Source organism: Lysinibacillus sp. GW821-FHT14F06, from assembly GCF_058803665.1.
This window is the reverse complement of the sequence record NZ_JBXAPF010000050.1, coordinates 19433-31548: the sequence shown is the minus strand read 5'-3', so window position 1 is coordinate 31548 and position 12116 is coordinate 19433. Positions and strand designations below refer to the sequence as shown.

Genomic DNA, 12116 nt, shown 5'->3' with positions numbered 1-12116 from the left:
AACCCAAACTGCTCGGGTTACACATTAAATTGATCACCTTCTAACCCAAACCGCTCGGGTTACACATTAAATTGATCACCTTCTAACCCAAACTGCTCGGGTTACACATTAAATTGATCGCCTTCCAATCCAAACTGCTCGGGTTACACATTAAATTGAGGCTTTTACCACATACTGATCTGCTATAGTTTTTTGATCAGTTCTTATCAATGGGGGAAACGTTTCCCTAAATTTCTATAACAGATTCTGTTTATACGCATAATATAAACCAATACCAAGAATTACCGATTGGAGGGATTATAATGAGCAATAATATCATTGCATCGACCAATATTGTGCTGGTCATCCTGCTTCTTTTAGGCATTACATATTATTATTTTTACAACCAATCACCCATTCAGATTGAACGCTTAGGTAATGTAGGATTTTGCCTGGCTTTCCCATTGTCCATAATTAATATACTGGCGAGTTTTAAGCTGCTGAAAAATAAGGCACGTAACACTCGAGACTCCTTATAGCCTACAAAACTCCAAATTCAGTGAAATTTGGAGTTTACTTATTATAAAAATAAAACCATATAATCCTCATCAACATACAGCTGATCTATTTTTAATGCCCTTTTTTCTGTTCCAAAAACCTCAAATCCCAAAGAAGCATACAACCTCTTTGCTGAGGTATTTGTAGACACAACCGTTAAATTAATCTGCTCAATTCCCTCTAATTCCTTTGCCATATTAATGATTTCGACCATTAAATACCTACCAATACCATACCCACGCTTTTTTGGAGAAACGTAAACAGCAAAGACACTTGCCTTATGCCTTAACTTCTGCTTCCTTTCTTGTACTAGGGTTGCAACACCCACTAATTCTTCGTTGTAGAATGTTCCAAACGTGTAAGAATCCTGTGATTCTAATCTCTTTGCAAATTGCTCAAGGGTAAAATCTTTTTCCTCTTCAAAGCTAGAACCAAATGCCTCTGGATTATTCTTTAGTCCTTCTAATCTGATCCCCCGGTACATGTCAGCCTCTGCTGCACTTAATATTCTAATATCCATGCTTTTTCCTCCAAAAAATCTATTTTTATATGTACATCCATAACCCATTCCCCTAAAATGGAAATAACAGCAAAAAAGGAGAACTTACAATGAAATCTAACTGCATGATGCAGCATTTTCACACCCTACAAGAGCAAAGATCTCACTACATCCCTTCAATTCATTCACTCTCACAGAAAGAGCTATGGTATCGCGGCGAGGAGGGAAAATGGTCTATTGGTGAACACTTTTACCATCTTTATTTAATTCTCAGAATGCTTAAAACAGCAACTACATGTTCCCTTTTCCTCACTCCTTACGCAAAAATTCGAAGAAATAAGCCTTTCGCCACAGAAATACATGATATTTATGAAGAATATAAACTTAAAAAAGGGAAAGGTATGAAGGCTCCAGGAATATTAGTGCCACCTAAGAAAATACGATTTGCCTTAAACAGTAAGGATATTGAACAATACCTAGTAAACGACACAATGGCTATGAAAAAATTGGTAGAAGATATTGAGGAGGATGTTGCAGGGCATATCATTTTTCCAGATCCTATTGCTCATTATCCAAACCTTATTCAAGCTATTCAATTACTTGCTATACATGAAAGGCATCATTTTGAGATTACAGAAAGATTGATAGGAGCTAATAAACTATTAACATAGGCATTCTATGTTTCAAAGTGACCTAAAAAATCAATACAAAGGCAACTTTTTAGGTCATCTCATATGTAAAATCTTTAAAGCAGCATTCTTAAAAATTTTTCAAAATGTACGCCTGCCTCGCGTGGAACTTGTTCCTTCGCTGTGGCTTCAATTGCAGCAGCTAAAAACGTCTCCGCAAGCTTCATCGACTCCACTAAATCTTGTCCTCGCATCATGCCGCCCATAATCACAGATGCAAACAAATCACCTGTGCCTGAATAACTTTCACCATTATAATCGCGGATACTAAAAAAAGAACGCTCTGCATCCACATACATATTGCCCACATAACGCTTGCCTTTATCTACTGGTGGCGGATTCAAACCCGTAATAATAACGTTCGCCCCAGTCACCTGCTGAAGCTGTTGACCTGCCTCCTCAAGTGCCTGAATATAATCTAAATTATTGTCATAACTCTGAAGCTTCTCATACGCCAAACCAGTAAGCAAGCAGCATTCTGTAACATTTGGCGTAATAATGTCCGCACACTTTACTAACTCTTTCATACGATTAAGTAGCTCGCCAGTAAACATTTTATAGACCTCGCCATGATCACCCATCACCGGATCTACAAGCAACGTCGTTTCATTTGAATGAAACACACTTAAAAAACGAAAGATATTATCAATTTGCTCCTTACCTGTGACAAAGCCTGTGTGAATACCATCAAAGGTTGCATCAAGCTTGCTCCATTCATCCACAAAGTAGTCCATCCTTGACGTTAAATCCTCACAATAGAAGCTCGAATACCCTGTTTGTGCGGTTAAAATCGCAGTCGGCAAAGGCACTGCCTGAACACCCATTACAGATAACACAGGCATCGCAGCCGTTAACGAGCACTTTCCAAAGGATGACATATCCTGAATTACAGCAACTTTTTTCATCATACATTCCACCTAACTAATCATGCTTATACTCTCCCCATCGTATCACAATTAGAAAGCAGCGAAAATAATCTCAATCTGACCCCTAACTTTTTTATAAAATTGGCACTTCCACAACAGTCAGTCCTTTGCTAAAGTAAAAATCATCAAAATATTCATCATAGTGAGGAAGATACAGATGCAAAATATACAAAGGCAATCCTATACAAAATCTCGCACGAAAACATTTGATTTAGTGATTACAGCCATTTTAGCAGCACTTGTTTTCGTAGCAACAATGTTTATCAATCTTAAGTTGCCGTTTGGTCAAGGTGGGCTTATTCACTTAGGCACATCCATGCTTTTCATCAGTGCAATTTTATTCGGTCCAAAAAAAGGCGCACTTGCTGGAGCAATTGGAATGGGCTTATTCGATATCGTAGGGGGCTGGTTAATTTGGGCACCAACTACTATTATTTCGCGTGCATTACAGGGCTTTATCGTAGGTAAAATTGCTTGGTCTAAAGGGAATAAAGGTGACAATATTGGACTGAACATTTTAGGAGCAGTCGTATCAATGCCCGTGATGATCGCTGTTTACTATATTGGGCAAGCCATTATGTTCAATAGCTGGATTGCACCGTTGGCATCCATTCCCGGGGATATAATTCAAAACATTGTCGGCTTAATTATCGCGATTCCTGTATGTGTCGTATTGAAAAAAACACCATACTTTAAAAGAAATTTTTAATGGAAACACGCCATCCTGCTGTTTTTCTCACAGCATTGATGGCGTTTTTTTATAAAACAGGGGGAATTTCAAAATAAAATGAAATTCAACTCTGCCTTTTTCATACTATATGGTGGAGGTGGTAATAATGCCAAGAGTAAAATACCGCGATGCAGACGTTGCCTTAATGGCTAGGATGATGAGGGCCGAGGCTGAAGGTGAAGGACAGCAAGGCATGTTATACGTGGGCAATGTCATTGTAAATCGAGCTGTTGCATCTTGTTTAGACTTCAACGATGTCAGAACCATCGAGCAAGTCATTTACCAGGTACAAGGAGGAAACTATTCGTTTGAAGCCGTACAAAAGGGCAATATGTTTTACCAAAGAGCGAGAGAAACGGAAAAAAGATTAGCGAAACAGAACTTAGACTACTGGCGACAACATCCAGCAAAATATGCACTTTGGTACTTCAATCCATATGCCCCATGTCCCCCAACTTGGTACGGCCAACCGTTTACTGGACAATTTAAGAACCATTGTTTCTATGAACCAGCACCAGATACTTGTGAAAGTGTTTATATGGGGTAGGGCCTTATTTTGATTTAAAGTGCCAAATTTTTAGTGGGAACTACCTGAATAATTGGTGTTCCCTTTTTCTTATCTTAAAATTTGTATGGAACAAGTGATTTTTTATTCCTCTGCATGAGAAAACACTTTCATTTTGATATGCTCCCCATTAGGTAGACAGATGAAAAATACAATTTATTTAATGGGGAGTATATCACCGAGAAGATGTACTATTTTTTATTTTTCATGCTTACAACGACCATTTTAAAAACCACACATTTCTTACTAATGTCAGAAATGTGTGGTGTGGTTATTCACTATTCTTCAAAAAGATCCATTGGCATAGTTTCCATAAATTCTCTCACTTCTCGAATACCAGGAAGCTCACTTTCTACAAGTTCTACACCTAGAATTTTCGCAAGCGGTTGAAGCATCGGTCTTACCTCTTTAGAGACAAATATTTTACTTGGTCTTACCTCTAAGCCTTGTAAATATGCCCATAAAATACTTTGTGCAATTGGTGGCGTTTTAGGCATTGGGAACATTTCGTGTCCAATCACCAAATTGCTTCCTCGTTCAACAAGCATGCCAACAATCGGAAAAACAGTGCGGTTGGTTTGTTCCATTTCTACACCAAAAGGCATGTAAAATAAATCATATTCTAGTTGTAACGCACTTTTAGGCTTTTTCTTATATTGTGCTTTCTCAAACATTGAAATTTCCTCGTAGCACTCGTACGTTGGTTTTGAGACCTGAAGCTTCAAAATATAAATTTCTTGTAAATTACCATCCATTTGCACTTTAAACGCTGGATATTCATGTGCAGCTACCTGCGGATATTGCCAGCCAGCCTTCCGAGCCTCTGTTATATTAATCATCGTATCTACAATATCAATTAAAAGCTCTACCTCTGAATAGTTTGGTATTTCAGGATGCGTCCCCTCCTGATAGCTACGGAATTGAATCCAGTTCTTCTTTCCTCTATACGATAGCCCACAATCTTTAATGAGCTGATAATCTGCTGGTTCTAACTCTTCTCTATCAACATAATTCACAGTTAAAGCATTTAAGCTATAAGAAAAATCACTTGATAAATTTTTTTCAAAAAGAATTTTTGCTAAGCTAGCATAACCATATTCCATATCAAAAACCATTAATCCAAACTCTTCACCGGCAGCTCCCATAACAGAAACAAGTACCTTGAAATCCATATCTACATAGTCAATAACAATAATCTCATCATTTTCTAAGTATTGCCACGGCTTTAACTTTTTTAGGTCATTTGTAAGCTCCAATAAAGTAAGATAATCTGGTTCCTGGCTTTCTAGAAAATCTACAAAACTTTCTACCTCTTCCCTCACCGTTATCCGTTCATTGATTTCCTCGATATTAATCTTGCTTAATTTTCCTGTATGAATATCACCTGCTCCAGCGATACATATAGCTTTTTCTGAATTCATTGGTAATTGAACATAACTATCTAACCGAATAATAAATGATTCATTGGTATCGATAACTTGTGCAATCGCTTCATCACCAGACTTTCGAAACCATTTAATGACCAGCTCATCCTCTGAGTCTAAATCCGTGTCATTTTCAGGTAAAAATAATATCTTTTCTTTATTCACAGATACTTGTCCATCTTTTTTAATCATTTCAAAATCAACATAATCCGAATCATCCAAACCAAAGCTAAGCAATAAAAGCTCATCTAATAAATCAAATCTACTTTCCTCTGGTAACAAAAGCTTTCGATAGATTTTCGGCTTTTTCTTACTTTCTATATGCAGTTGTATCATTATTTAACCTCTTTTCTATTTGTTAAACTGTTGGGATGAAATCATAGCTTAATCTGCCTTCGTCGTCACCAAAAGAAATAAAACTGCTCTCCATTGGTACCATCCCCATTGTGAACCACCTTTTAATTATTTCATTGATTATATTTCCGGGCTGCAAGATTCTATATCCTATCTGTTGCCATGCACCTCTTTATCAGCTTTATAAATTAAATAGCGTGGTTGCAAGAAAGATAGTACTTCTTAAGTATAAATATATTACAGTTATACATCTCAACAAATTGCCAGTCAAAAAATACTTTCTTGATAATTAATATATCATGCTTTATTGATAATCAAGAAGGTCTTTGATATTTGCAAAAACTAATAATATATAAATTATCCCTATGCACACTACCTAAATGATAATTCTTAAGACTTTGCTACTATATATTTTCTAAAATTCAATTCGTTCACCATTTTGATAGATTCGATCTACTTGTAGATTTAATAAAGCTTTGACAACAAGTGAAGATCTCTCAAAATGTTTAGGGGTGTGGGAAAGCAGAATTGCATCTGTCTTTCCCACACCCCTTCTATTTTGAATCTTACAAATTTCCTATCATTTCATTCTTTCTATATTAATTAATTCTCTTCGATAAACATTTTATCTGCAATAGATGAATCTTTAGTAAGCCAGAAATTTTTATAAAAATCGCTCAACTCTAATTGAATGTATCCAATTTCATTAATCTCATAATCTTCTCCTACTAGATATCCCCATTCTATCGTTAGCTTATTGATAAAGAGCTTATATAATCTCAATGACAATTCTTCATATTTTTGCACACCACAAACATGAATTTTACCGTGTAAATCCTTTATTGATTTATTTTCTTGTATCCAATGCATACCAAATAACTCTTCTACTTCTTCAATAGGTAATAAATTATAAAAATTATTGAGTGTTTTATCTTCTATTTGTAACTTCTTTATTAAATCTGAATTGTATATTTTGATATGGTAGCGATAATAACCTTTATGATTGTCTCTCATTTTTTGAAATTCTGATTTGCCATAACGTTTCTCGTAAAAGGTCAATGAAATTTTAATTCCTCCCTCTTCTCTCAGCTCTTCACTAGTTCTGAACATATGTAAACATGCTCTACAATATCCTAATTGATTCGTATCTCAGTTTCCTCTATATAGTTATTTATTTTTATAAAAATAAATAACACTTAATTTACCTGTTTTTATACTTTTACAAGCTGCTTATTTAATTTCTCCAACCAATTAAATACTTCAGCAACAGTGTCTATTTCTTGAACTAACGTCCACTCTTGTTTGACTTCATTATATCGTTCTATAACGAATTTCACAGCATTATATGTGATGCCATATTCATCGTTAATGAGCATGTATTTATTTGCATAATCAGCACCAACTGAATGTATATACTCAATATTTAAATCCCCAAATTTTTTAAGGCTTTGTAAGTATAAAGAATACGTTCTATATTCAGCACAGTAGCCATTTGTTGCATTCGTTTTTAACAATAAAATGACACCATCATCTAGCTTACGAATATTCCTATTTTCTCCACAATACTCCTTAATAATTTTTGGGTATAAAATAAAATCTGTTCGCCAATCATCTCCAGTAAAATTCGCAATAATATCATTTAATGTCTTGTCTACAGGGCTAACATCTAGAGCATCAAGTATCTCCTTCAAATAACATACGTTTTCCTCACGTAAATAGCGTTTCCAGCTGTAATCACGATCAAAGTTATCTCTTAAAAACGTATGATTCCGCCCGATTTTCAATAAATAATCACCTATGCAAAGCAATGCACGTGATAATAAAGTAGAGGACACCTTCAAACTTTTCTCTCCAAAAATACGCTTCGCCTTTTCAAAATATTGCAGAAAGCTCTTTTGCCTATCTTGATGATCAATCACACGATAAATTGTATTGTCAGCACTATCACTAAATTTTAATAAAAAGCTTATTTCTCCTAAGAAATATGGGTAATCCTCAACTTTTTCTATTAATGGCTTCCAATTTGAATCAAGCGCTTTTAGCATTGCTTTATCTATTTCTTGCTGTATCTGACTTTGATAGAAGCCCTCTAATTTCATATTACCTGAGGCTAAATGCGCATCAATATTATCGACATAATCCTTTAAATTATATAATGCTATAATCGACAAACGATATTCCGATACATTGTTATAAAGCGTGTTTTCAGTCACATTTCGAACATAGCGAAGCCATTTATTTAATGAATCCGCCTGTAATTGCTGTGCATATTTTACATAGATAACTAAGCTGTATAATTGAATTCGCTCTGTATATGTAACCTGGTCTGATAAATTTCGCTGGAATAAAGCCTCCACATCTATTAATTGGGCATCTGCCAATGAAATAAGCTGCTCAAACTTATTTAAAAAAAGCGCCATTTCCTGCATCCAATCTGAAGCATTTAATTTAGCAGTCTTCAAATCTGTATCTAATAAGGCTATATCATTCTTTTTTAAAAATACGTCTAGTATTTCAGTAGAAGCTGATTGGCTTGCTACTTGATTTGCCAACATTGTTTTTATCAATTGATAAAAGGCAATATCATACTCTTTTTTGGCGTAACGCCACAATAAATCCGTCCATTTAGTATCTATTTGGATAAAAAAATCCTCTACCTGCTTCATTGGGATTGCTTGTGATTCTTGAATATAGCCTTGTAAACGTGCCTTAAAAATTTCAAATATTGTTAATGGCTTTCCACGCGCATTCATTTTAATATAGAGTGAGTCCTCCAAGTTGAATTTATCTAAATCAATAAAATAAAACTGGATTGTATCACTTTCTAAATGATTTAAAATGGGCTGCTGATATTTTTGATGAATAGCATCAAGCATCACAAGTGACGATTGTACTGTCGGGTCCATTAGCCAACGCTCAAAGAAAGTTGCTTCATTTTTTAGCTGCTGGCTAATCGTTTCCTTGTTAAAGTCTATTTTTTGAATCGTCGTTAAAAACTCAAAAAACTGCTTACTATGCTGTCTTGTTTCATAGGAAAATTTCTCAAATATTTGGTGATACTCTTTCATTTTATTTTCACGCAGCACCACATACCAATGTAATAAATATAATGTAGTTAGCCGCTGTTGCCCATCTAAAGGAGCAAAATACTGTTCCTCATCTGTTGTGCCATATATAAAATCTAACAAAACAGGTTGGCGCTCATGTAAGCTTCTAAACAATTGGTTTAAAAATTTTTCTCGCACTTCTATAGCTCTCGAATTATCCAAGCCTTGTACATAATCTCTTTGAATAATTGGAATAACAATTTTGTATGTATGAATCAATTTCCAAAAAGTATATACTTCTGCTGTATTCAAACTAGATGACACCTCTTTCGTTTATAATATCGATTGTAATTCTGTTTCAATTGCTTTTAAATACTCATCACGGTCATTTTTAGACCAATAATTCATATTTTGAATGTTACTGCTATAATACTTTAAAAAAACATTCTTCGTACAAGGCGGAATATATGTCCCACTTCTATCGCGCAAAATAATTTCTTTACGTTTTATTGGGAAAATCGCATTTTTATAAGAGCGATTTGTTTGGCGATCTAACAGCGTTAAATTCGACAGCCCATTGATATTAAAATTATCATCACTAAATAAGCTCTCCACTGTTAAAAGTAAGTCCTCAAAGCCAGTCGTTTCCTTCTGGGCAATAAAATCCTTCACCTTTTGTTGTAATGTCAGGTCTGTAATTAATCCTTCAAACTCTCCTAATAATGCATTTTGTGCTTCCTTTTCATTAGGTAGCTTACTTTGCAACGCATGAATATGTTCAATATCCCATTCCTCTGTTTTATAGCGTTCAAAATCAAAAAGCTGATTTGACTCTGAATTATTTTGCAATGTAAATATATTGAATAACAATAATGTATTAGCAATTTCCTTTTTATTTTTTGTACAATCCAATTCCTCTAAAGTAATATTATGAAAACACCCTGCAATTTTATCTAGTAAAAAATGTTCAAATTGATCCTTATTCATCTTTAAAAATGCTTGAAATAATATTTTTAGTGATACACCCGTTGTTAATAAATACCCTACATAATGATAAAACATCCGGTTTTCATACCATTCCAATAGAGTCTGATACACTTCAAAAATTCGCTTCCAGAGATTTTTAATTACTGTTTCCTTTGAAACTCCCTGTGCTATTTCAGCCTCCATGATTTCATTAAAAACATGGAATGTATGATATTGATCCCATTGTCCATCAATAGTATTTGTTAAGCTAACGACAAGCTCAAAAAGCCATTCAATTCGCGTAGAATATTGGTGTTTACTATTGTTTTGCAAAAAGAACCAAAATTTATCATTTTGTAGGCTATATTCTATCTGATCCCATTGGTTCGATATTTCAAGCTGCTTTAACTGAAGATATTTTTCATCGCTATTGTTGTCAGCTAAATGAGTGCTACTTAAAAATAAAGCCTTAATCAGCTCGGCATCATTCAATAGAATCTTCCCACTATTCGTACGAGAAAACAGCTCAATTGGATCTGTTTTCTCACCAATTTCATACCAGATTACCTTTACATTTGCCTTAAGAATTCCAGCAAATTCAGAAATATCATCCGCAAGCTTTTCTTCAATCCAAGCGTCAATTGTTTGATATGCCGTAAGCATATAATAATAATCGATATTATCAACATCTGTATCACTTTTCGTTGTAATATTCTCTAAAAAATCTGCACTCTCCTCACGTGATTGATAACGCAGCTTATACGGCTCATTTTGTCGCTTCATATATGTTGTAAACACCTTTAATATTAAATAAATGGTTGTTAAACGCTGTTGACCGTCGATGAGCTCCCACTGATTTTTCACCTTTTTCACTATCACAGGTTGTAGCCAATATATCTCATCACGTGATTGTTTTTGCAGCATAAATTCATACAGGTCCTCCAGTAATTCTTTTACCTGAATACTAGTCCATCTGTACCCTCTTTGATATGTTGGTATAAAAAATGAGCCTTCTAAATTCATTAACTCACGGATATTTTTACTAGTTAATAATACTTGCTGCATAACGGCACCTCCTCCAATTTCATTAATATATTAAATTCTCCATATGTATGAATATTCCTTTTTTTCTTATAATAGAAAGAGAGAGAATGTCTCAAAAAAAGTACCTTCATTTGATATGTCTATCATACCTGTATATGCTTCACTTTTATTGACCTAGTAGATTACCAGTGCCTTTTTAAGCGAAAAAAACCCCATACGATTAACAGATTTTATTCTGTCAATCTTATGGGAATTTCTATAATCTTCTGTTACGCTTATTATTTCTTTAGTTTTTGTCGAATCACTAACTAGAAAATGATTCCACTAATTTCTTTTGAATTTTTAGTAGCTGTTGGCGTTCTACACTTTTCGAATCAGCAATTTGAGAAATTCCTTCTAGCAACGCTTTATTCATATTTTTCAGTTCGGTTAATTGCTTACTTAATGAAATTGTTGATTGTTCGCTTAATTTTCCTAGTTCTGTTTGAAGCTGTTCAACCTTCTCTACCATTGTAGAAGCATTATTCATTTGAGCATAAACTTTTTCATTGTATTTCTCCATTTGTGCTAACATGTTCGCTATAGAGACATCTAAATTCGTTGAAACAACTCCGAATTCATCAGCAATTTTTGCTACTACATGTTCATGAGTTAACGTAGACGTTTCAAAATGAGATTGAATAATATCTTGTAAATCCGCTAATTTTTCTAAATGCATTTCTAAATTGCGAGCCGTGTCTAACGCGTCTTGTTGATTAGTAGTAATCGCATCTTGTAGCATCGAAAGCTCATTTGGCATTGTATTTTGAATCGAAACTAATTCGTCCGTTATTTGCACAATATTTTTCAGCTCTTGAATCATTAAAATCGAGACATTTTCTAAAACTTTATTGCCTTCTTCAATTTTTTCTTCCAATTGGCTAAAAGCTTGCTTCATATCTGACTGCTGCTTTGATACTGTTTGTTCTGTTTTTTCCATTTGTCCTACAATCGTAATCTGCAGTTGAGCAAATTCTTGCTTTAATTGTTGATTTAAAGCTATATTTCCTTCTTTATAAGTCTCTAATTGCTGTTGTAGTTTGTTAGTGATTTCGTTGTTTGACACTTTCACCGCATCTTCCATAACTTTTAAACATTGTTGTAAAGAAGCATTTGTCATTTCTCTTTGTTTTGTTAATGAATGCAGACCGACAATGCCGACTATAACAGCAAAAGCAAGAATGCCATAAGTAATCGCTGCATTATTGCTTAATGGGGTCCATAATAGGCCAACACTACCTGCTGCGACAGGTAGTAAATATGTGTGTAATTTATTCATACCTAGCTCCTTCAAGG

At 34.5% G+C, this 12116-nt stretch carries 11 protein-coding genes; 4 read left to right on the top strand and 7 right to left on the bottom strand.

Features of this window, described 5'->3' with window-relative positions:
• Nucleotides 1-302: 302 nt before the first annotated feature.
• Nucleotides 303-518 (top strand): hypothetical protein, encoded by a 216-nt coding sequence (locus tag AC1RNS_RS25275; RefSeq protein ID WP_492996590.1) that lies wholly within the window; start codon nucleotides 303-305, stop codon nucleotides 516-518.
• A 41-nt stretch (nucleotides 519-559) separates the two neighbouring features.
• Here AC1RNS_RS25275 and AC1RNS_RS25270 read toward each other — a convergent pair whose 3' ends face one another.
• A complete protein-coding gene (locus tag AC1RNS_RS25270) occupies nucleotides 560-1057 on the bottom strand; it encodes a GNAT family N-acetyltransferase (protein WP_492996589.1) in 498 nt (165 codons plus the stop codon).
• A gap of 89 nt (nucleotides 1058-1146) precedes the next feature.
• Here AC1RNS_RS25270 and AC1RNS_RS25265 point away from each other — a divergent pair, with 89 nt between their 5' ends.
• The gene (locus tag AC1RNS_RS25265; RefSeq protein ID WP_492996588.1) at nucleotides 1147-1707 is read left to right on the top strand and encodes a DinB family protein; all 561 of its coding nucleotides are present in this window, start codon (nucleotides 1147-1149) and stop codon (nucleotides 1705-1707) included.
• Between the two features lie 74 nt (nucleotides 1708-1781).
• On the opposite strand, the gene AC1RNS_RS25260 is transcribed toward AC1RNS_RS25265, so the two are convergent.
• Complete coding sequence (locus AC1RNS_RS25260; RefSeq protein WP_492996592.1) at nucleotides 1782-2630, bottom strand: pyridoxamine kinase; 849 nt, start codon at nucleotides 2628-2630, stop codon at nucleotides 1782-1784.
• A gap of 178 nt (nucleotides 2631-2808) precedes the next feature.
• Here AC1RNS_RS25260 and AC1RNS_RS25255 point away from each other — a divergent pair, with 178 nt between their 5' ends.
• Nucleotides 2809-3360: an ECF transporter S component gene (locus tag AC1RNS_RS25255; protein WP_492996587.1), complete on the top strand. Its 552-nt coding sequence runs from the start codon at nucleotides 2809-2811 to the stop codon at nucleotides 3358-3360.
• Nucleotides 3361-3487: 127 nt separating this feature from the next.
• Nucleotides 3488-3928, top strand: a complete 441-nt coding sequence (locus tag AC1RNS_RS25250; RefSeq protein WP_492996591.1) for a cell wall hydrolase — start codon at nucleotides 3488-3490, stop codon at nucleotides 3926-3928.
• Between the two features lie 296 nt (nucleotides 3929-4224).
• On the opposite strand, the gene AC1RNS_RS25245 is transcribed toward AC1RNS_RS25250, so the two are convergent.
• The 5 genes from AC1RNS_RS25245 to AC1RNS_RS25225 all read right to left on the bottom strand — a co-directional run bounded on the left by AC1RNS_RS25245 (nucleotide 4225) and on the right by AC1RNS_RS25225 (nucleotide 12099).
• A complete protein-coding gene (locus tag AC1RNS_RS25245) occupies nucleotides 4225-5706 on the bottom strand; it encodes a DUF7309 domain-containing protein (protein ID WP_492996586.1) in 1482 nt (493 codons plus the stop codon).
• A gap of 621 nt (nucleotides 5707-6327) precedes the next feature.
• A complete protein-coding gene (locus AC1RNS_RS25240) occupies nucleotides 6328-6834 on the bottom strand; it encodes a hypothetical protein (RefSeq protein ID WP_492996585.1) in 507 nt (168 codons plus the stop codon).
• A gap of 101 nt (nucleotides 6835-6935) precedes the next feature.
• Nucleotides 6936-9083 (bottom strand): DUF262 domain-containing protein, encoded by a 2148-nt coding sequence (locus tag AC1RNS_RS25235; RefSeq protein WP_492996584.1) that lies wholly within the window; start codon nucleotides 9081-9083, stop codon nucleotides 6936-6938.
• A gap of 21 nt (nucleotides 9084-9104) precedes the next feature.
• Nucleotides 9105-10802, bottom strand: a complete 1698-nt coding sequence (locus tag AC1RNS_RS25230) for a DUF262 domain-containing protein (RefSeq protein WP_492996583.1) — start codon at nucleotides 10800-10802, stop codon at nucleotides 9105-9107.
• Nucleotides 10803-11085: 283 nt separating this feature from the next.
• Nucleotides 11086-12099 carry a hypothetical protein gene (locus AC1RNS_RS25225; protein ID WP_492996582.1) on the bottom strand — a complete coding sequence of 338 codons (1014 nt, stop codon included), beginning with the start codon at nucleotides 12097-12099 and terminating at the stop codon, nucleotides 11086-11088.
• Nucleotides 12100-12116 lie beyond the last annotated feature (17 nt).